The sequence below is a fragment of the Flavobacterium sp. SM2513 genome, assembly GCF_050908145.1.
Lineage (GTDB): Bacteria > Bacteroidota > Bacteroidia > Flavobacteriales > Flavobacteriaceae > Flavobacterium.
Map to the genome: position 1 here is coordinate 294,535 of NZ_CP194228.1, position 21,168 is coordinate 315,702.

Sequence of the window (21,168 nt, forward strand, 5' to 3'; positions counted from 1 at the left end):
TCTAAAATAAGTTCGTACCTTTATTCAGTAATCGAATATACTTATAAATATGAAAAAATCAATCGTTTTAGCGGTGCTTCTTTTTCCGATTTTTATATTTGGTCAAACCCGTTTTCAAGTCTTTTCCCCAAAAACATTTCACACCGCATCAGTAGTTTCAAAACAACCGCTCTTCAGCTTGAAAGACTACACGTTCCAGTTGAGTGTCCTTGGTTTCAACCCTGAAACCGACTTCTCCATTTACAACCCGACGACCAAACTTAATGATTTTTACTATGTAAAAAAGGACACTTTCTATTACCAGAAATCTGTTTTTGTTCCGCAGAATACCATGTTTACCCCTAAAATAGATTCTTTTAACCCAAACGGGGCTTCCGATTTTGGTTCTGCAGTTCTCTCAGGCGTATTGAACACTATTTTTGGTAAATTTTAGTCGCCATCATTTATTATAAATAAGTCTGATGCAATCCCGTCCACCAAAAACTTCCCTTTTGCAGTGGCTGTCAAGACACCTTCTTCTATCGCAAGCAATTCGTCCTTCAAAAACTTATCCGCTTGTTTCAGCAAATAGTGCAAGTACTTTTCTCCGAAATCACTTTCAATGCGTTCCAACGAAATGCCCCAAATCGTTCGCAATCCCGTCATCACATATTCGTTATAGCGGTCTTGTTCCGTAAGAATTTCAACTTCCTGTGGCACTTTATTGTCCAATATGCTTTTAAGATACAGCATATTATTAGAAACATTCCAGCTTCTCGACTTCCCATCAAAACTATGTGCCGACGGACCTATGCCCAAATACTTCTTACCCAACCAATAGCTTGAATTATTTTGTGAAAAATAACCCGGCTTGCCAAAATTGGACAATTCATAATGTATAAAACCGCCATCGGTCAATGTGTGTACAAGAATTTCAAAATGCTCCTGAGCCACATCATCCTTTGGTGCTACAATCTTTCCCGTTTGAATCAATTTATGCAAAGCTGTTTTAGGTTCCACCGTCAAAGCATAACTCGAAATATGCGGAATGCCAAAAGATAAAGCAGTTTCGATATTCTGTTTCCACATTGCATTGGTCAAGCCCGGAATCCCGTAAATCAAATCCACCGAAATGTTGTCAAAATATATCGCAGCAATTTCTAGCGACTTTTTAGCTTCTTCCGAATTATGTGCTCGATTCATCAGTTTCAAATCTGCTTCAAAAAAAGACTGAATACCAATGGAAAGGCGGTTGATGGGTGTTTTTGATAGTGCGATAATCCGTTCTTCCGATAAATCGTCAGGGTTTGCTTCTAACGTTATTTCGGGATTATCAATAACTTCAAAGTTTTGATATACTTCTTTTATCAAAAACTCAATTTCGGCATTCGTCAGGACAGAAGGCGTTCCTCCTCCAAAGTATATTGTTTCGACTTTTTCAGCAATCTCGTGCTTTTGTAATTGAATTTCTTTGGCTAAAGCCAAAACCATGTCGTCTTTCTTCTTCATCGAAGTCGAAAAATGAAAGTCGCAGTAGTGACAGGCTTGTTTGCAAAAAGGGATGTGGATGTAAATTCCTGCCATTTATTCAATTTCGTTTTAGATAAGTATCAATTAGTATTTATAGTAGTAGATACCTAAAACATTAAAAGTAAAAACTTATTTATGCCTACTAAGTGACCTTTGTTTCTTAGTGCCTTTGTGGCAAAAAATTATTTCTTAATCCTGTCTTCATTACTCTTCACAAAAGCATCCCAACCCGAATAACTCTTAGTTCCCACTACTTTCCCACTATTAAAAAAGTGACAAACCGCAGCCGCTAATCCATCTGTTGAATCTAAATTCTTGGGCAAGGTTTTCAATCCTAAAAGTTGTTGCAACATTTTGGCCACTTGCTCTTTCGAAGCATTTCCGTTTCCAGTAATCGCCATCTTAATCTTTTTAGGTTCGTATTCTGTAATCGGAATTTGACGCGAAAGTCCAGCCGCCATTGCAACACCTTGGGCTCTTCCCAACTTCAACATCGATTGTACGTTTTTACCAAAAAAAGGAGCTTCAATCGCAATTTCATCGGGATGATGGGTGTCAATTAATTCAATCGTACGTTCAAATATGACTTTCAATTTCATATAATGGTCGTCGTATTTATTGAGAATTAACTCGTTCAATTGCAGAAACTCCATCTTTTTATTGACTACTTTTATGAGGCCAAAACCCATGATGGTCGTTCCGGGGTCAATTCCTAATATGATGCGTTCGGTACTCAATATTTTATTTTAAAGTTAACCGTTTAAAGTTCAAAAGTTTTGTTCCTTTGCGGCAATGATTTCAATTTCCTACAAAGCTAAACAATTCCTCGTGTTTCTCGCCAAACTTTTAATCGTTGGTGGTGCTTTATATTTTATTTACAACCAACTCGTTCATAACGAGAAGCTCGATTGGAACCAGTTTCTGGACTTATTGGAACGGAAGAAATCAATTGTTGGTATTGCCTTTATACTTTACTTGAGTTTTCAAAACCGCTTTTTAGAAATATTAAAGTGGCAGAATTTAGCTCAAAAACTCCAACCTATTTCGTTATCAAAAGCTACTGAACAAGTTTTAGCGGCTTTAACCGCTGGACTTTTTACGCCAAATGGCATTGGTGAATATGCCGGAAAAGCACTTTATTTCCCTAAAAAAGACACTGGAGAAGTTGTATTTCTTAACCTAATCTGCAACGGCATTCAGATGATTTTGAGTGTTCTTTTTGGTATAATTGGTTTGCTGATTTTAGGTTATTGGTTTGAAATGGGTATTTTACTTTTGGTAGTTTCAGCCATTAGTTTGACTTTATATTTGCTTAAGAAAATCACGATAAAAGGCTATTCGCTTTCGCAATTTTTTACTAAAATCAATGCCTTGCCCAAAGAAATGCACCGCAAAAACATCTTTCTGGCCATTTTGCGCTATTTGACTTTTTCACACCAATACTATTTCTTATTCATCGCCTTTGACGTTGATTTACCTTACTTTACTTTAATGGGAACCATAGCTGCGGTTTACTTTATCGCTTCCTCTCTACCAACATTTCAGTTTTTTGATTTTGCCGTTAAAGGAGGTGTCGCTGTTTACTTCTTCGGACTTTTAGGAATAAACGAATGGATTGTGGTTTTCATCAGCATGTTGATGTGGTTTTTAAATATTGTCCTCCCTGTTTTGATTGGAAGTGTTTACGTTTTTAGATTCAAACCTCAATTACTAAAAACCGAATCGCTTTAAAAATAAAATGCCATGATTGTTAGTCTTATTTTATTTTTCGTCATAATCGTTTATGGGTTTTTCATCCTTAGACTTTCTTTTGGAATAAAAAAAGTGCCTTATTTCAGTAGTCAATACCAAAGTCCAGCCACTACTTTTACCATTATTATTCCTTTTCGAAATGAAGCTAAATTACTTCCTGAATTGTTGTCAACCATTTCTCAATTGAATTACCCGAAAGATTTGTTTGAAGTAATTTTAGTTGATGATGCTTCTGATGATGGATTCAAAATCGATACTTATAATTTTGACGTTTGCGTTTTACAAAACATCCGAAAATCGAGTTCACCTAAAAAAGATGCGATTGAAACTGCTGTTCAGCAATCCAAAAATTCATGGATTATCACGACAGACGCGGATTGTCTGGTTCCTGAAAACTGGCTCAAAACACTGGATGCTTTTATAAGAGAACATGATTATGAAATGGTTGCCGGTGCTGTAAGTTACCTCACTACTGCTGATTTTCTGCAGCATTTTCAACTATTAGAACTGATGAGTTTGCAAGGTGCGACAATTGGAAGTTTTGGAATTAACAAACCATTCATGTGTAATGGAGCCAATTTCGCTTATAGTAAAAATCTATTTCAGACTTTGAATGGCTTTGCAGATTCTAACCATATTGCCAGTGGTGATGATGTTTTTTTGTTACAAAAAGCATTAAATTCAAATCAATTTGGAAGTTCTAAAATAGGTTACTTAAAAAGTCATGATTTCTTAGTTTTGACCTATCCTTGTTTCACATTCAAGGAATTAATCCAGCAAAGGATTCGATGGGCTTCAAAGGCGACGGCTTACAAAAGTGCTTTCGCAAAAACTTTAGCGCTATCTGTTTTCTCGGGAAATTTCGCTATTGCCGTTGGACTGCTATTTTGCCTTGTTGGAATAATACCGTTTTGGGATTGGTATTTATTATTTGCATTAAAAATAGCAGTCGATTTTATTTTGCAATACCATACGGGAAAATTCATTCAACCGCGACAAATTCGATTCTATTTATTGAGTACTTTACTTTATCCATTCTTTAGCGCTGGAGTTGCTTTACGTTCTTTTGGGGGAACATACGAATGGAAAAACAGGAAACACTAAGCTACTCTTGTTTTAAAATCACAGGAAGAATAAATTGAGTTTTAACCGGTATTCCTCGTTTCAATGCAGGATTAATTCTAGGGAAATTTTTCAGTTTTTCAGTAAGCAAACTGTCAATTTTAATACGGTTATAGGCTACAGAATCTTCTGGGAATTGTGGCTCAAAATCGATGGTAGCGTTTGGATACACCGTTACTTTTACAATAATGGTATCCACATCAATTCCAGTAAAAGGCAACGTGTCTTGGCTTAGTTTTTGTTGAATCACGTTCGTTAAATATTCAAAAAAACAATGTTGACGTTCGGTTTTATCGTCGATGTTTTCGCATTCCGCAATGGACGGATACTGGTCCACTTGGTTCCAATCAATCGCGTTTAGCTCTTTTTCAAGCAAGACCTCTTTGGACGGAACGGGCTTGTGAAGATAATCACACGACGTTCCACAAACGAGAAGAATAAGTAAAGCTACGAATTGTTTAAATTGCATTTGTGCCCAAGCATTTTATAATTTTCAAATGTACTAAAATTAATTTTTATGGATTACATCTTATTGACGATTGGTTTGATTTGTATGATTGTTGGAATTATTGGAAGTTTTCTTCCCGTTTTACCAGGAACTCCGCTGAGTTGGCTTGGTCTTGTTGTAATTAGTTTCACTTCGGCAGTGCCTAACAATTATTGGTTGTTGTCCGTCACGGGAATCATAATGTTAGTGGTTACTTTTTTAGAATATTACATTCCTGCTAAAGGTACGAAGTATTTTGGCGGAAGTAAATATGGAATTTGGGGAACCAATATCGGAATCGTAGTGGGTTTGATTGTCCCGATTCCTTTCGGGGTTATTATGGGTCCTTTTATCGGAGCTTTTATAGGTGAACTCATCAATAATTTCAAAAACCCAAAAGGAGCTTTCAAGGCAGCCGTTGGTTCGTTTTTAGGATTTCTCGCTAGCACTTTTATTAGTGTAATTCTTAGTTTGATGTATTTAGGTATTTTCATTTATTTGTTTTGGAAAAACTACGAGCGTTTCCAATAAAAAAATCCCGCTAAATTACTTTCGTATAAAAAGTAATCTCACGGGATAGTTTTTAATTTATGAAAAGCCTATTTCAACTAAAGATTTTCAGCTAATTCCTTTTCTTCTACTTCTACAACATCATCGTCCGTTTCTCCAGCAGCAACTAAAGCAGGTTTTGAACCTTTAGTCGCATTGAAACGTTCCACTTGTTCTAAGTCGCCTTCTTCGCCACTGAAATAAGGAAAAACATCCATAATTGGTGATTCTGAAATCATCGGAATCGTATAATCACCCATCGTGTTTTTCATCACCTCAACCGTATTGTCGAATGCTTCTTTAACGTCATTCGCTTGAAGTAAAATGTGAATATTGGTTTTGCGTTCTTTTCCGCTTTCTTCATCATAAGCCACTAATGCAATTTTTGATTTGAACCAACGATCCGAGTTTTCAAAAGGATGTATTTCGGAAAAGTTTGCCACTTTAATAGTTGTGATTTTAAATTCCTCGCTAACATAAGCCGCCATTTCTTCGTTGATTCTTTTTTCCGCTTCTGTATAAGATACGGCGTCAACCAAATAAGCTTCTGTTACTACTTTTTGAACTCCGGTATCATCCGTTTTTCTATATTTTACTTTACATTCATACCAAATTGCACTCATCTTTTATCTTTTTTAGGAAGTCAAAGATAGATTTAAACTGAAAAAAGCAATCGTTTTTTTGAAATAGATATTCACAATTGATAAATTTATTTTGAATCCAATTAGGGCACAATATTCAAAATCTCCTCCTAAATTCGTAACCTATTTAATGCTACTAGTTACCAAAAAAAACAGGGACTTTAAAAAAAGTCCCTGTTTAAAATAGAAGGATAAAATTAATTTATTTTTTCACGATTCTTGAAGTCGTTGTATTTTGCTTGTCATCCGTTCTTAAAATATAAACGCCTGAGGCAAGTTCCGAAATATTTATAGTAACCATATTATGCTGAGTTGCTGCAGTTCTTTTTACCACTTGTCCCGTCATACTGATAATTTCTACAGTAAGCATTTCAAAGTTTCTCTCAAATTTAACTGTGATATTATCACTCGCTGGATTTGGAAAAACGGTCATTGTAGTTGTTTTTTGAATATCAGCAGTTGATAAATTTGAAACAATAAAACAAGTAGAGATAACAGAACAATTTTCACTTGAAATTTCTACTGCATAACTTCCGTCTACAGTTGCTGTAAAAATCTGAGTTGTAGCATTTGCGATTGGCTCATTATTGTTGTTGCAATCTAACCATTGGTATGTGACTCCGGTCGCGTTAGCAGTTAGAATATTTTCGTTTTGCACCACTGTATTATCTAAAACTGTAGCCACAGGAATTGACGAAACAAAATTCGGGTCACCTGCATTACAGTTTACAACAACTTGTCCGGTTGCCGTTTGAAAACAATTTTTTGAAATCGTATACGTATACGTTCCAAAAGGTACCGCTGCAAAGAAATCGCCTAATGGATCTCCGGAAGTAATCGTTTGGTTAAAAGTCCCATTTGTCAAATTAATACTGAATCCCGACGGATTAAATCCAAAATTACTCATCGAAATATTTACATCGTTCGTAGTTACAGCCACTGGAATTGAAGAAACAAAATTCGGGTCGCCTGCATTACAGTTTACAATAACTTGTCCGGTTGCCGTTTGAAAACAGTTTTTTGAAATTGTATAAGTATACGTTCCAAAAGGTACTGCTGCAAAGAAATCGCCAAGTGGATTTCCTGAAGTGATGGTTTGATTAAAAGTCCCATTTGTCAAATTAATACTAAATCCTGATGGATTAAATCCAAAATTACTCATCGAAATATTTACATCGTTCGTAGTTACAGCCACTGGAATTGAAGAAACAAAATTCGGGTCGCCTGCATTACAGTTTACAATAACTTGTCCAGTTGCCGTTTGGAAACAGTTTTTTGAAATTGTATAAGTATACGTTCCAAAAGGTACTGCTGCAAAGAAATCGCCAAGTGGATTTCCTGAAGTGATGGTTTGATTAAAAGTCCCATTTGTCAAATTTATGCTGAATCCTGATGGATTGAATCCAAAATTACTCATCGAGATATTTACATCGTTTGTAGTTACAGCCACTGGAATTGAAGAAACAAAATTCGGGTCGCCTGCATTACAGTTTACAATAACTTGTCCGGTTGCCGTTTGAAAACAATTTTTTGAAATCGTATACGTATACGTTCCAAAAGGCACTGCTGCAAAGAAATCGCCAAGTGGATTTCCGGAAGTAATCGTTTGGTTAAAAGTTCCACTACTCAAAGTGATGCTGAATCCTGATGGATTAAAGCCAAAATTACTCATCGAGATATTTACATCGTTTGTAGTTACAGCCATAGGAATTGACGAAACAAAATTCGGGTCACCTGCATTACAATTTACAATAATTTGTCCGGTTGCCGTTTGAAAACAATTTTTTGAAATTGTATACGTATACGTTCCAAATGGTACCGCTGCAAAGAAATCGCCTAGTGGATTTCCGGAAGTAATCGTTTGGTTAAAAGTTCCGTTGGTCAAATTTATGCTGAATCCTGATGGATTAAATCCAAAATTACTCATCGAAATATTGACATCGTTTGTAGTTACAGCTACTGGAATTGACGAAATAAAATTCGGGTCACCTGCATTACAGTTTACAATAACTTGTCCGGTTGCCGTTTGAAAACAGTTTTTCGAAATCGTATACGTATACGTTCCAAATGGTACCGCTGCAAAGAAATCGCCTAATGGATTTCCGGAAGTTATCGTTTGGTTAAAAGTTCCGTTGGTCAAATTTATACTGAATCCCGATGGATTAAAGCCAAAATTACTCATTGAAATATTTACATCGTTTGTAGTTAAAGCTACTGGAATTGACGAAACAAAATTCGGGTCACCTGCATTACAATTTACAATAACTTGTCCGGTTGCCGTTTGAAAACAGTTTTTAGAAATCGTATACGTATACGTTCCAAATGGTACTGATGCAAAGAAATCTCCTAACGGATTTCCGGAAGTAATCGTTTGGTTAAAAGTTCCGTTTGTCAAATTTATGCTGAATCCCGATGGATTGAATCCAAAATTACTCATTGAAATATTGACATCGTTAGTGTTTTGTGCCACTGGAATTGAAGAAACAAAATTCGGGTCACCTGCATTACAATTTACAATAACTTGTCCGGTTGCCGTTTGAAAACAGTTTTTAGAAATCGTATACGTATACGTTCCAAATGGTACTGATGCAAAGAAATCGCCTAATGGATTTCCGGAAGTAATCGTTTGGTTAAAAGTTCCGTTTGTCAAATTTATGCTGAATCCTGATGGATTGAATCCAAAATTACTCATCGAAATATTTACATCGTTCGTAGTTACAGCTGTAATTGTTTTATTTACTGCAACATTTGCACCAGCAATAACGACATTGTCATTAGTGGGAAGGTAACAAGTTTTTGAAATCGTGTATGAATAACTCCCATTTGCTAAATTTGAAAATATTGCTTGTCCAACAGCGTCTGTTTGAACGGCAACATTATTCAAAGTGACAGAGGCTCCTTGAATCGGATTACCAGAAGTGATTTCTGTGACTGTAATTGTAGCATTGCTTTGTGCAAACAAACAATTAATTGCAGTTAGAAATAAAATAAGAAAGAAATTTTGTTTCATGATTTTCGGTTTAGTTATTATCAATCCAAAAGTAAATTGTTATTTCAAAAACAAATTATACTTCCTAAACACAAACAATCTACAACGTATACATCTAGTGGAATAAAACTATTACAAAACCGCTTAAGACATTAATAACCACACACATCAACAAATCATTACAAATGAATTAAATAGCTTATCAGATTATCTTCTGTTTCAATATTTAACTTTTTACGAAGACGAAAACGAGCCATATTAATGCTTTTTATAGATTGGTGGGTTATGGCTGAAATTTCTTTGGTAGACATATTCAGTCGTAAAAAAGCACAAATTTTAATTTCATTAGGAGTCAAATCTGGATATAAGCGATTCAAGTTATCGTAGAATTCTGAATGGACTTCTTTAAATCTAATTTCAAATTCATCCCAAATTTTATTTGAAGAATTCTGATTCAATTCATAAATAATTTGCTGAATCAGCACTTGATTGGCTTTACTTAAATCCGGTTTTAAATCCAATAATTTTTTAGCAATTGAGATAATAAACTCGTTTTTTTCCAAAACATAAATCATTTTGGACGTTAATTCCTTCTTTTTATAATCTAAATCATGATCCAATGTAACTTTTTCTAATTCTAGTTTCTCTTTCGTCAGAATAACCTTTGTTGTTTTAATTTTCTGATTGCGATACAATAAAAGAACAATTATAATTCCTAAAATAGTAAAAATTGAAATACCCAAATAAATGAGTTTAGTTCTATTATTTTTAGCTTGCTTTTTGACTTCTTCAACAGCTTTTGCTTTCAAAATATCGTCAAATTGATATTGCATTTTAGATTGAACAATTTTTTTTAAATCGTATTCTACATTGTATTCTTCACTGAATTTGATATAAATTTTGCTGTAATAAAATGCGGAATCAATCCTGTTTTTTTTATCAAATATCTTACTTAAAATCCGTGCATTTTCTGAAAGCGATTTCTTATATTCATTTGCATAAGATAATTGGAGCGATTTATGAGCATAATTTATCGCTTCATTCATTTTGTTCTCATTGTAGGCTAATTCGGCAGCGGTAAAATAAACCTCTGCTTTATAAAATGAAATCGGACCGAGGTATTTGCTTTCTTTATTTTCATTTTTAGCAATTAACTTTAATGCTTCATCAATATATTCTTGTGCTTTTATAAATTGCTTTTGAGTGATGTAAATTTCCGCAAGCGAATGGTACGTAGAAACTAAATTTTCCCAATTTCCATTGGCTGAAAAAATACGAACTATTTGAAGATATCCTTTAATTGCTTGCTCATTCTCACCATATTTATTGTGAATATTAGATATGTTCGTAAGCACTATAGCAGCATTGTATTCGTCCTTGTTTTTTATGAATTTTTTATGAGCAGTATTGAAATATTCTCTTGCATCTTTATAATCTTCGATGTCAAAATACAAATTTCCTAAATTGTTATACAAATGAGGAATTATGTTAGTGAGCTTGTGCTCTTTTGCAATATCAAGACATTCATAATACCCTTTTAATGCTTTCGTATAATTATTTTGCAACATTTCAATATTTGCAATAATCATTTTCGTTTCACAATAATCGGCAATATTTTTTTCCCTATCTATGCCTTCTGTATAAATGGTGTAATATAATTTTGCTTTGGAAAACTCATTTTTTTCAATATAAAAATCACCTAATGCCGCTGCATTTTTTAGCTTAAATTCCTGATTATTAGCTTTTTTTGATATTTCATACCCTTTTTTTGCAAAATAAATCGCGGAATCAATTTGAGTGGATTTATATTCTTTTGCCAAATCAAAATACAACGAAGACTTGTCGCTATTGAGTTCAGGAGCTTCTAATTTTCTTAAAATACTATCTTTTCTGCTTTCTTGTGCAACAGCATAAGTGGAAAAAAGAACTATAAATAAAATAAATCTCATATAATAAGGTAAATAATTACAAATATTCTTCTCAAATATAATTATATTAATAAATACAACTAGATTTTTATCACTCAATTTTATATAATTGAATTTTTGCATCCAATCCATACTACAATTATAACCTGAACTTACTATAAACCCGAATCATATACACTAAATAAGATTGCTTTAAAATTCTGACTTAAAAAGCTTTAAATATAAATGTAGTATTAATGTTTGCATCAAATTTAATGCTGTAGCTTTTTTGTATCGTTAACATTACATTTGAAATTAGTTTAATTCTTTATTTTTGATAACTTCATTAACTACCATTTTTTTAAATTAACATTTTACAAAATTAAAAATGAGAATAAAAAACTACTTTTTACTATTACTTTTTTTAAGCTTTACTTGTTTATTCAATAGTTTAAAACTGCAAGCTACTATTTCTAAAAGCCTCATCACTTGTGATGATGTTACACAAATTACTGTTCCAATACTATCTTTGAACAGTGCTACGATAAATTGGGTTTCCGGAACAACTGGGAACTCTTGGGATGTTGTTGTAGGATTAGCTACTGTATTCGATCCAAATATTTTAGCTTTTACTAACGCTACAACTCCTTCACTTCTTGTAGATAATTTAACTGCAGGTGCAACTTACAAGGTTTGGGTAAGATCAAATTGTGATGTTGGAGGAACTGGAAATTGGGTTGGACCAGTTTTATTTACCACCAATTGTTTGCCTGTTTCTACTTTTTATGAAAGTTTTGACACTACCGTAACTCCTAGTTTGCCTTTGTGTTGGAGCAAAATTATTCGTGGTGATAACGTTTCTGTTGGTGCAAAAATACAAACAGCTTCTTACAATGCATCTTCAACACCAAATGCAGTTGAAATTACAAATTGGGCTTCTACAGGAGAATATGATTTAATTCTTGTAAGTCCAAATTTAGCCAATTTATCAAATGGAACACATCGTTTACGATTTACAACCAAAGGCGTTGCGACTTTAGAAATTGGAACGTTGGATGCAAATACGAATTCAGGTGTTTTTTCAGCAATTGATGAAGTTATATCTACTTCAATAACGACAGAACATGTAATTAGCTTTGACTCCTATACTGGTTCGGATACATTTGTCGGTATTCGATTAGCAGCTTCGGCACCAAATAATTATATTTTTCTGGATAACTTAGTTTGGGAAGCCATTCCGTCCTGTGACGACGTGACAAACGTTGTTGCTACTTCAACGACAGCCAATAGCGCTAATTTTATTTGGACTCCAGGAGTAGAAACTTCTTGGGATGTCGCAATTGGGGCTGCAACAGTTACAGATCCCTATACTTTGCCGTACCAAACTGTTTTATATGAAAACATTACAAGCGCGAGTTATTTTAACGCAACTAATTTAGAATCGCTTACTACATATAAAATGTGGGTTCGTGCTGTTTGTGTCGGAGAAGGAAATGGTGCTTGGATAGGTCCTGTAATTTTTACAACGAATTGTCCTCCAATGACTGATTTTAATGAAAATTTCGATACAACAGCTAATACTTTTTTACCTACTTGTTGGTCTAAAATTTTAAGAGGTACTGGACTCTCTGCTAATGCAAAAGTTGAAGTAGCCAATAATCCAATATTTGAAGCTAAATCTGTAAGCTTATCCAATCATACTTCAACGGGTAATTACGATGTTATCTTGGTTTCTCCTCAAGTTTCGAATATATCTATGGCAGATCATCATTTACGCTTTTTCGCAAAGTTTGCTAGCACTTTTGAAGTCGGAACTTTAAATAGTAATACAAATGCAGCAGTTTTTACTCTTTTTGAAACCGTTACAACTGTAAATGGTTTAGCAGAATATATTGTTGATTTTTCCAGTTATACAGGAACTGATCAATATATTGGAATACGACTGAGAGATAATGAACCTAGTTACACGTTTGTAACCTTAGACAATATGGTTTGGGAAGCCATTCCTGACTGTCCTGAAATTACGAATATAAATGTTCCTTCCGTAACCACTGAAAGTGCTGAAATAAACTGGAACAGTACACCTATTGAAACTTCATGGGAAATCGTTTATAGTGCTACTAGTGTTACAGACCCAAATACTTTAACACCCATACCCACTTCAAATATACCCTATGATTTGACCGGTCTTTCAGCCTCAACTACCTATAAAGTTTGGGTTAGAGCTGTTTGCGAAAACAGTAACGGTGTTTGGATTGGCCCGATACAATTCACAACAGAATGTCCGCCAGTAGCTACATTTATTGAAAATTTTGATAGTGTGGCCCTTCCTAATTTACCGCTTTGTTGGTCAAAAATATTAAGAGGTCCAAGCTTATCGCAATTTGCTTTTATTGACACATATTCTTCAAATGTAGCGTCGTTTCCTAATTTTACTGCTCCAAATTATGTGAACTTGAATCCACAAGGTTCTCAACCCACTGCAGAAATAGTATTGGTTTCTCCAAAAGTATCTACGCTTTCTTTGGGAACACATCGTCTAAAGTTTGACACCTATTATCCAGGTTCAATTCAAGTAGGAACATTGAATGGAAATACCGCCACGGCAGTATTTACACCTTTACAAACAGTAGAATCAGGAGGTTTTACAGGCTCTTCTCAAGTAATTAATTTTACTTCTTATACAGGTTCAGACACTTATATTGGAATTCGAGTAATTCCTGACCCAAACACTTTTCCTTCCATAAATTTAGATAATATTACATGGGAACCAATTCCTGCATGTCCCGACGTTACGCAAATTTCAGTTGCAAGTACTAGTCAGACGGGTGCTACATTTAATTGGACTACTGGAGGAACTGAACAATCTTGGCAAGTTGCAGTTGGCGAAGCGACTGTCGCTGATCCAAATACTTTAAGCGCTCAATCCGCATCAGCTACAACTCTATCAGTTACAGGATTAATTGCAGCTACAAATTATAAAGTATGGGTACGTTCTATATGCACAAATGACAATGGCGCTTGGATAGGTCCTGTATTATTTTTAACTCCTTGTATTGCTGTTGATGTTCCTTATACTGAAAATTTCCAAACCGCATCACCACCAAATTTACCAGAATGTACATCATCTGAAATCGCGTCTGTAGGAAGTAATAACTGGGTTACACATACTGGTGCAACAAATTTTGGATTTCCATCAAAAGCTTTACGTTATTATGACTCTATGGAAAATGCCAATGCGTGGTTTTTTACGAGAGCTATAAATTTAGTTCAAGGTCAAAACTATACGATTTCTTATAAAAAAGGATCTAATTCAAATTTTTCCTGGATGGGATGTAACTTAAAGGTAATGTACGGCACTTCTCCCTATTCTACAGCAATGACAACAATCATAGCAAATCACACTGATTTTTACGGACCTGGAGTATTCGAAACTATCCCATTCACCGTTTCCGAAACAGGCGTATACTATTTTAGCTTTAATGTTTATTCTCCTGCCAATGCCAGTTCTGTGTTTTTAGACGATATCGTTATTCAAGAAAACTTATCAACTAATACGAATGATTACAATCAGCTGAGCTTTTATCCAAACCCTGTTACTGATTATTTAACTATTTCGAGTAACAATAACATTACTTCGATTGTTTTGTACAACTTACTTGGACAAAAAGTGACTACGAATAATATTGAAGGCCATGAAGTAAAAATAGATATGTCGGCTTTATCAGCAGGAACGTATATTGCAAAAATAACCGCAAACAGCAGCATTAAGACCGTTAAGGTGATTAAACAATAATAGTTTAGAAGCAAAGTTGGAAATTAGATTTGTTTTCTCAAAAACAGTTGCAAGAACTTTCTTGTGACTGTTTTTTTTTTGCGTTAAAAACAAAAGAGGAGAAAGAAGAAATGTAGGATTTCGGGAAATCTTAGCATTTAATTCCCTTAGTACCGGAAGTGACTTAAAAACAAAAAAGCCATCCACTAGGTGGAAAGCTTTTCATTGGTCTAACTACTAAACCTACCCTCTCGGGCAAAACAACACAACTATTTTCGATGCTTTTATTGGGCAAAAAAGCACCTCATCTCTGAAGTGCTTTTCCCAATCTAGCGGTCTGGACGGGACTCGAACCCGCGACCCCATGCGTGACAGGCATGTATTCTAACCAACTGAACTACCAAACCTCTGCTCTATTGCGGTTGCAAATATACAACTCATTTTGAGTTCTGCAAGCCTTTTTGAAAAAAAAATTCAACTTTTTTCAATGGTATCAAGCAAAAGATTGTTTTTCAACTAAATAAGTGGTTAAAATTTTTTCGAAATTATCGCCCACATTTACTGAAACGTATCTAATTCTGTTTTGCATGCAAATCATTTCTATTTTCTTGAAGTACGTTTGCACTTCTTTCTCGTATAATTCTTTAATATTGTCTGCAAAAATGTTCACTTCTTCATTTGTTTCCACATCAATAAACTTCCTTGGACCATTATCGAAATCGAAATTGACTTCCGTTTGCTTATCGATGACGTGAAAGAGGACTACTTTGTGCTTGTTGTGTTTTAAATGCTGTAAAGCATTGAAGAGCGCTTCCTCATTGCCGTTTTGAAACATATCTGTAAAAAGAACAATCATCGAACGACGGTGGATTTTTTCCGCAATTTGATGCAGGAAAGTTACCGTGTCGGTGTGTTTGGTTTCTTTTTTATTTTGGACTAAGTTTTCAAGCTGGTTCAATAGCATGCGATGGTGGCGGTCGCTTCCCTTCTCTGGAGCATAATATTCATACGTGTCGGAATAAATGCTTAAACCTACCGCATCGCGCTGTTTTTTGAGCAAATTCATCAATACGGCTGAAGCCAAAACGGAAAAACCTATTTTACTGTGATAAAATGCCTCACCGGATTTCAAAACGGGGTATTGCATGGAAGAAGAGTTGTCAATAATTAAGTGACAACGCAAGTTGGTTTCCTCTTCGTAACGCTTGGTGTATAAACGGTCGGTTTTAGCGAATAACTTCCAATCGATGTGTTTCGTGCTTTCGCCGGCATTATAAGTCTTGTGTTCGGCAAACTCTGCTGAAAATCCGTGGAAGGGACTTTTGTGCATTCCAGATATAAATCCTTCGACTACTTGATTCGCCAAAAGTTCTAAATGCTGAAAACTGGATATTTTTTCTATTTGTGATTCAATGTTCATCTTTCAAAGATATTGAAAAGATTATAGATTTTAAACATTGAAAGAAACCAAAAGTACTATGAATTACTTCATAGCCCCGATTGGAGGGAAAATCGTCCCGAAGTCATTGCGAGGCGCGATGCAATCTACGGGAGATTTGGAAGGAAAGCGGGAAAATGGAGGCCTGACAAAGCCCAAGCCATTCGCTCCTTAAAATTTTAAAGCTCGATTGAAGTACCAATGTCCAGTAACATCAAATCTTTTCCTGCATCAAAAAACTTTTTTACGGCTTCTTGGTGGTTGATTTCGATGAATCCGAAGGTATCGAAGTGATACCCTAAAATCTTATCGCATTCCACGAAATCAGAAGCGATGATGGCATCTTCTACATCCATTGTAAAGTTATTTCCTATGGGTAAGATGGCCAAATCAAGACTCGTTCTTAGTGGAATCAATTGCATGTCGAACGTCAGTGCTGTATCGCCTGCGATGTAAATATTCTTGTGTTCGCCTTCGATGACAAAACCTCCAGGATTCCCGCCATAACTTCCATCTGGGAAACTACTGGAGTGAATGGCCTGAACGAATTTTACTTTTCCAAAATCAAAATTCCAACTTCCGCCGTGGTTCATTGGGTGTGTTTTGAAACCTTTATCAGCATAACAGCCCGCAATTTCAGCATTGGAAACGATGGTTGCATTGGTGTTTTTTGCAAGGGTTTCTACATCAGCAATGTGGTCTCCATGAGCATGCGTGAGAAAAATATAATCGGCTTTCAAAGCATTTAAATCAATATGAGCTGCTTTTGGATTTGGTGAAATGTAAGGGTCAACGATGATGTTTTTTCCGCCAACCTCAATGCCTAAAGAGGCATGACCGTAGAATGTGATTTTCATGTTATTGCTATTTAAACGTTATCGACAACTAAATCTGAGAGTAAATAAATGAGACTTAAGGACAATAGTATGGACAAAAGAAAGGTACTAATGGCTAATTTTTTCAACTCTGGGTCTAATAATTTAGAATCTTTATTCTTGTAAACTGTGATTAAATGACTAATTAATGGAAAGAACGCCACAATAAAGAAGTAGGTGTCAAAATTAAACTTTTCTGGTTCTACATCTTTGTTGAAATCAATGTAAATGGCAAATGCAAGTACCAAAACCATCGCTGATACCACTAAAAAGTAATGGTATTTCTTAGCTGCGGCAATTCCTATTTTCACTACAACCGTGTTTTTGTTCGACATTTTATCGGATTCAATGTCCCGCATGTTGTTTAAGTTCAAAACACCAACGCTTAAAAAACCTATGGCAACGGCTGGCAAAACTAAAATCCAATCCAGTTGTTTTGAATATAAAAAGTTTACCCCTAATGTACTTACTAATCCGAAGAAAATAAATACAAACAAGTCGCCATAACCCGAGTATCCGTATGCAGTGTTTCCTACCGTGTAACGAATGGCAGATACAATGGCTAGAATACCAAGAATTAAAAATATAAGTGAATACCAAATATAATCAACTCCAAAGGCAAAATAAATTAATGAAACGGCCGAAATAAAAGTAAGCACTGACGTAATAACAATCGCTCTTTTCATCGCTGGAGCCGAAATCACACCGCTTTGAATCGCACGTTTGGGCCCTACTCGATGCTCATTATCTGTTCCTTTAATACCGTCGCCATAATCATTGGCAAAGTTGGATAATATTTGCAACCCTAAAGTCGTCAATAAGGCAAAACCAAACAATTGCCAGTTAAAAACCTCTGTTGGCGTCAAGATAGCATCCGTAGGGTACGCCAAAGCATACATACTTCCCAGAATAATTCCCGAAACAGATAATGGTAATGTTCTCACTCGAGCGGCTTCAATCCAATGTCTCATGGTATTTTTTATATTTAAAATTATTTCTTTCTGGATTTACATCCAATTAATGTTTTTAGTCTCCACAGTATACAACCACAAATTTACATATTTCTTAACAGTCGTAAAGTTTCCCAATTCAAAATGCACATCGCCTCCTGCGGTATGAACGGTGAGCGAACCAATGTCAGGCAATTTGTGCCAAAATAATTGCGACGTGGTTAATGCCTGAATTTTCCCTATTTCAATAATACGGTTGTCCACATCCCAAGCCCCGCTTTGAATAATAATGTAATCATCGTTCACAAATAGTCGGTTGTTGCGGTACCCAAAGAACAAAAGTACCGCCACAAAGATAGTATATCCCACTCCTACAAACGCATAATCAAACGCTAAAGGTTCGATGAAATATCCAAAACCAAGATACAAAGAAATAGGGATAATAATTCCTAAAAATAAGGAGAATACAAGCTTCCGCCAGTTGGGTTTGAGCATTACACCCTTCTCTGGAACCGTTTCAAAGATAAGTCTCAAGATTGCATCCTTCTCCACTTCATTACAACCGGGAATTTCTGTAATATCCTTTTTAGCTTCCGAATCTCCACTAGTGGCTTGCTGAATTTTTATCTCCAGTATGTCCATTTTTCGTTGAAAGTAGTTCCTCGTAACGGTAGTTATCTGTACTTTTTCGGGCTTGATGATGGTACTTTTTGAATTGAACAAACCATAACTCAACAGCAACGAACCTTTTTGCTTGGAGATGGTAAAATCATAAAACTTAACCACCGTTCGAACAATATTGACAATCAAAACAATCACTATAAGCACAATTCCTAACACTAAGATGCCTCTTAAAACGCTTTGTGTTGCAAAAAAATCGTCCAGTTCACTGCCGTCTAAATAATCTGTTTGAGAAAAGTTGCGAAGGTTTTCCTGTACATAACTGTAAAACAGAAATAAAAGACCAATGCTTCTGATATAATTAGACGTTATTCCAATTTTTAGCAACGTTAGCAACCCTATTTTAATAAACGGTTTCGGTTCATCAGTAACTGACGCGGTTGCAGCAACATCAGCAGCGTTTTCAGCCACCGCTTTCTTTTCATTATCTAAAAGGCGTGACTTTAAAGCCAATGCCAATTGATGCGAAATAGCCCTGATAGCTCCTTCCTTCTTCGCACTTCCCGCCGTATCAACTTCAAGGGCATATACCCCTATTATCTTTTGAATAAAGGACTGGTTGATGTTAACTTGCTGGATTTTGTCCAACTTAATAGCGGTGTTCGTCTTATTAAAAATCCCCTCGTTTATGATAAACTCCTCGTTTTCATCATCGATATAAAAGGTGAAGTTTAAATAACTAAAATAAGCAAAGATACCCAACACAAGTAACGTAACTAAGACTCCCGGAATGACATATACCATACTGAGGTCTTCTATTTTTAAATAAAAGATTAAAATAATAGGAAAAAAGGCCCGTCCAAACTTTTGTAAGGTGTAAAAAAACACAACCAAAATCCCTATTTTCGACTGTCTTTGGGGCTTGTTGAAAGATGTTTCCATTATAATTGCTGTTGAATTTTACCCATAAGCAATTGTTTGATATTTTCGGCCTGTTCTTTCTCAATTCCAGGGATTTTGATGTCGCTTGAACTGCCTCCTGCCGTAAAAATTTCCACCGTTGCCAGACCATAATAGCGCGACAACCAGCCCTCATGCAACGCTACGTGCTGCACTCTGTTATACGGGATAATTGTAGTATTCGTGGCAATAATTCCATCGCGAAACAGCACGTCTTGTTCTCTAAATGCAAAGCCTTTTTTGACAAATGCAATCCTTGAAAACACTACTATAAGTACTATAAGCACCACCAATCCAATGGCAGGATACACTACATGAGGTCTAAATTCGGGTACTAAAAAATAAATAACACCTAGTGCTGCTGCAAAAATAAGGGCTACTATAAATTGATTGATTAAGACCACTTTCCAATAACTGGGTTTTAATTTCTCAAAAGCTACTGTCTCAAATCTTGGTAGTGTGCTAAGGTCGATAACGTTGTTAGTAAATGGTTCCATGCGTTAGTAAGGGGTAAGTGGCTTTATTTTGTTTTGGTGAATATGCTTTTGCAGTACAGCACTGCGAATTTCGAAAGGTAAAAGTACAAAAAAAATTGCGGTACAAATTAATTGCTTTTTTAAAAACATTCAGGGCATTTGACAAGGTTCTTTCTAGATAAATTTTATCCTGGACTTAGTAAATTTTACCTTGGAAACCCAATTGCCCTTCCCTGTTTCTTATGCAACAGTCTCTAACTCGCCTTTTTTGCATTCAAATACAGAAAAACTACCCCCAAATTTCGTTTTATTCACCCCTGATTCAATCTAACTCACTCCTGACTCAATCTGACGCACTCCTGATGCAATCTGACGCACTTCTGATTCAATCTAACTCACCTCTGATTCAATCTGACTCACCCCTGATGCAATCTGACTCACCCCTGATGCAATCTGACTCACCTCTGATTCAATTTTACTCACTCCTGATGCAATCTAATTCACACTTGATTCAATCTGACTATTACAATAGCATCAGAGGGCACTTCAACAGCCTCTCAAACGCTTACAATTGGGCTTGATGCCATTAAAAATGAATCAGATGTCATTAAAAATTAATTGGACACCAATGAAATTAAATCACAATGAAGTAAAATAAAGTTTGATTTTCATCAAATAATATCACACACAACTGCAATGGCATTTCTTGTAATTAAAATGACATCAGGCAGTACTAAAATAAAATCTCAAAGAAGTAAAATGAGGTTTGATTGCAATCAAATAAAATCCCATGCAACTGCAATGATGTCTTTTTTAATTAAAATACCATCAGATACTACTAAAATAAAATCACAATGAAGTAAAATGAGTTTTGATTGCCATCAAATAAAATCACCAGCAACTGCAATGATGTCTTTTTTAATTAAAATGCCATCAGGAACTACTAAAATAAAATTACAATAAAGTAAAATGAGGTTTGATTGCCATCAAATAACATCCCACGCAACTGTAATGGCATTTCTTGCAATTAAAATGACATCAGGCACTCCTACAATAAAATTCCATTCGATAAAAACAAAAACAGATTTACCTCAAAACAAATCGCATTTAATTGAAA

General features: G+C 35.3%; 16 protein-coding genes and 1 tRNA gene. 5 read left to right on the plus strand and 12 right to left on the minus strand.

Annotated elements, in window-relative coordinates; genetic code table 11:
- Positions 1–49: 49 nt before the first annotated feature.
- Positions 50–433, plus strand: a complete 384-nt coding sequence (locus tag ACQ5J2_RS01095; RefSeq protein WP_432671849.1) for a hypothetical protein — start codon at positions 50–52, stop codon at positions 431–433.
- Here the strand turns inward: ACQ5J2_RS01095 and hemW are convergent.
- Both hemW and ruvC read right to left on the minus strand, forming a co-directional pair.
- A complete protein-coding gene (hemW, locus tag ACQ5J2_RS01100) occupies positions 430–1,563 on the minus strand; it encodes a radical SAM family heme chaperone HemW (protein WP_432671850.1) in 1,134 nt (377 codons plus the stop codon). The two genes, ACQ5J2_RS01095 and hemW, sit on opposite strands and share 4 nt — an antisense overlap.
- Before the next feature lie 128 nt (positions 1,564–1,691).
- Positions 1,692–2,246 carry a crossover junction endodeoxyribonuclease RuvC gene (ruvC, locus tag ACQ5J2_RS01105; RefSeq protein ID WP_432671851.1) on the minus strand — a complete coding sequence of 185 codons (555 nt, stop codon included), beginning with the start codon at positions 2,244–2,246 and terminating at the stop codon, positions 1,692–1,694.
- Positions 2,247–2,301: 55 nt separating this feature from the next.
- Between ruvC and ACQ5J2_RS01110 the strand changes: the two genes are divergently transcribed.
- A complete protein-coding gene (locus tag ACQ5J2_RS01110) occupies positions 2,302–3,240 on the plus strand; it encodes a hypothetical protein (RefSeq protein WP_432671852.1) in 939 nt (312 codons plus the stop codon).
- Between the two features lie 12 nt (positions 3,241–3,252).
- Positions 3,253–4,365 carry a glycosyltransferase family 2 protein gene (locus ACQ5J2_RS01115; protein WP_432671853.1) on the plus strand — a complete coding sequence of 371 codons (1,113 nt, stop codon included), beginning with the start codon at positions 3,253–3,255 and terminating at the stop codon, positions 4,363–4,365.
- Between the two features lies 1 nt (position 4,366).
- On the opposite strand, the gene ACQ5J2_RS01120 is transcribed toward ACQ5J2_RS01115, so the two are convergent.
- Complete coding sequence (locus ACQ5J2_RS01120) at positions 4,367–4,852, minus strand: hypothetical protein (RefSeq protein ID WP_432671854.1); 486 nt, start codon at positions 4,850–4,852, stop codon at positions 4,367–4,369.
- A 48-nt stretch (positions 4,853–4,900) separates the two neighbouring features.
- Here ACQ5J2_RS01120 and ACQ5J2_RS01125 point away from each other — a divergent pair, with 48 nt between their 5' ends.
- Positions 4,901–5,401 (plus strand): DUF456 domain-containing protein, encoded by a 501-nt coding sequence (locus tag ACQ5J2_RS01125; RefSeq protein WP_432671855.1) that lies wholly within the window; start codon positions 4,901–4,903, stop codon positions 5,399–5,401.
- A 77-nt stretch (positions 5,402–5,478) separates the two neighbouring features.
- On the opposite strand, the gene ACQ5J2_RS01130 is transcribed toward ACQ5J2_RS01125, so the two are convergent.
- The 3 genes from ACQ5J2_RS01130 to ACQ5J2_RS01140 all read right to left on the minus strand — a co-directional run bounded on the left by ACQ5J2_RS01130 (position 5,479) and on the right by ACQ5J2_RS01140 (position 10,998).
- Positions 5,479–6,042 carry a DUF4494 domain-containing protein gene (locus tag ACQ5J2_RS01130; RefSeq protein WP_432671856.1) on the minus strand — a complete coding sequence of 188 codons (564 nt, stop codon included), beginning with the start codon at positions 6,040–6,042 and terminating at the stop codon, positions 5,479–5,481.
- A gap of 220 nt (positions 6,043–6,262) precedes the next feature.
- The gene (locus ACQ5J2_RS01135) at positions 6,263–9,070 is read right to left on the minus strand and encodes a T9SS type A sorting domain-containing protein (protein WP_432671857.1); all 2,808 of its coding nucleotides are present in this window, start codon (positions 9,068–9,070) and stop codon (positions 6,263–6,265) included.
- 158 nt (positions 9,071–9,228) lie between these two features.
- On the minus strand, positions 9,229–10,998 hold the full coding sequence (locus ACQ5J2_RS01140) for a tetratricopeptide repeat protein (RefSeq protein WP_432671858.1): 1,770 nt from the start codon (positions 10,996–10,998) through the stop codon (positions 9,229–9,231).
- Positions 10,999–11,344: 346 nt separating this feature from the next.
- Here ACQ5J2_RS01140 and ACQ5J2_RS01145 point away from each other — a divergent pair, with 346 nt between their 5' ends.
- On the plus strand, positions 11,345–14,752 hold the full coding sequence (locus ACQ5J2_RS01145; protein WP_432671859.1) for a T9SS type A sorting domain-containing protein: 3,408 nt from the start codon (positions 11,345–11,347) through the stop codon (positions 14,750–14,752).
- A gap of 312 nt (positions 14,753–15,064) precedes the next feature.
- Here the strand turns inward: ACQ5J2_RS01145 and ACQ5J2_RS01150 are convergent.
- From ACQ5J2_RS01150 to ACQ5J2_RS01175, 6 genes are all read right to left on the minus strand, one after another.
- A tRNA-Asp gene (locus ACQ5J2_RS01150) sits at positions 15,065–15,138 on the minus strand.
- Between the two features lie 86 nt (positions 15,139–15,224).
- A complete protein-coding gene (locus ACQ5J2_RS01155; RefSeq protein ID WP_432671860.1) occupies positions 15,225–16,151 on the minus strand; it encodes a DUF58 domain-containing protein in 927 nt (308 codons plus the stop codon).
- A gap of 197 nt (positions 16,152–16,348) precedes the next feature.
- Entirely contained in the window at positions 16,349–17,026 is a 678-nt protein-coding gene (locus ACQ5J2_RS01160) for a metal-dependent hydrolase (RefSeq protein ID WP_432671861.1), read from the minus strand.
- Between the two features lie 11 nt (positions 17,027–17,037).
- Positions 17,038–18,015 (minus strand): 1,4-dihydroxy-2-naphthoate octaprenyltransferase, encoded by a 978-nt coding sequence (menA, locus tag ACQ5J2_RS01165; protein WP_432671862.1) that lies wholly within the window; start codon positions 18,013–18,015, stop codon positions 17,038–17,040.
- Between the two features lie 36 nt (positions 18,016–18,051).
- Positions 18,052–19,419 (minus strand): PH domain-containing protein, encoded by a 1,368-nt coding sequence (locus ACQ5J2_RS01170; protein ID WP_432671863.1) that lies wholly within the window; start codon positions 19,417–19,419, stop codon positions 18,052–18,054.
- A gap of 137 nt (positions 19,420–19,556) precedes the next feature.
- The gene (locus ACQ5J2_RS01175) at positions 19,557–20,072 is read right to left on the minus strand and encodes a PH domain-containing protein (RefSeq protein WP_432671864.1); all 516 of its coding nucleotides are present in this window, start codon (positions 20,070–20,072) and stop codon (positions 19,557–19,559) included.
- Positions 20,073–21,168 lie beyond the last annotated feature (1,096 nt).

Bases quoted from the DNA above. Each gene is read 5' to 3' on its own strand.
- menA (WP_432671862.1), bottom strand. From the start codon at position 18,015: ATGAGACATTGGATTGAAGCCGCTCGAGTGAGAACATTACCATTATCT.
- hemW (WP_432671850.1), bottom strand. From the start codon at position 1,563: ATGGCAGGAATTTACATCCACATCCCTTTTTGCAAACAAGCCTGTCAC.
- ACQ5J2_RS01160 (WP_432671861.1), bottom strand. From the start codon at position 17,026: ATGAAAATCACATTCTACGGTCATGCCTCTTTAGGCATTGAGGTTGGC.
- ACQ5J2_RS01120 (WP_432671854.1), bottom strand. From the start codon at position 4,852: ATGCAATTTAAACAATTCGTAGCTTTACTTATTCTTCTCGTTTGTGGA.
- ACQ5J2_RS01095 (WP_432671849.1), top strand. From the start codon at position 50: ATGAAAAAATCAATCGTTTTAGCGGTGCTTCTTTTTCCGATTTTTATA.
- ACQ5J2_RS01110 (WP_432671852.1), top strand. From the start codon at position 2,302: ATGATTTCAATTTCCTACAAAGCTAAACAATTCCTCGTGTTTCTCGCC.
- ACQ5J2_RS01135 (WP_432671857.1), bottom strand. From the start codon at position 9,070: ATGAAACAAAATTTCTTTCTTATTTTATTTCTAACTGCAATTAATTGT.
- ACQ5J2_RS01145 (WP_432671859.1), top strand. From the start codon at position 11,345: ATGAGAATAAAAAACTACTTTTTACTATTACTTTTTTTAAGCTTTACT.
- ACQ5J2_RS01115 (WP_432671853.1), top strand. From the start codon at position 3,253: ATGATTGTTAGTCTTATTTTATTTTTCGTCATAATCGTTTATGGGTTT.
- ACQ5J2_RS01130 (WP_432671856.1), bottom strand. From the start codon at position 6,042: ATGAGTGCAATTTGGTATGAATGTAAAGTAAAATATAGAAAAACGGAT.
- ACQ5J2_RS01155 (WP_432671860.1), bottom strand. From the start codon at position 16,151: ATGAACATTGAATCACAAATAGAAAAAATATCCAGTTTTCAGCATTTA.
- ACQ5J2_RS01170 (WP_432671863.1), bottom strand. From the start codon at position 19,419: ATGGTATATGTCATTCCGGGAGTCTTAGTTACGTTACTTGTGTTGGGT.
- ACQ5J2_RS01140 (WP_432671858.1), bottom strand. From the start codon at position 10,998: ATGAGATTTATTTTATTTATAGTTCTTTTTTCCACTTATGCTGTTGCA.
- ACQ5J2_RS01175 (WP_432671864.1), bottom strand. From the start codon at position 20,072: ATGGAACCATTTACTAACAACGTTATCGACCTTAGCACACTACCAAGA.
- ACQ5J2_RS01125 (WP_432671855.1), top strand. From the start codon at position 4,901: ATGGATTACATCTTATTGACGATTGGTTTGATTTGTATGATTGTTGGA.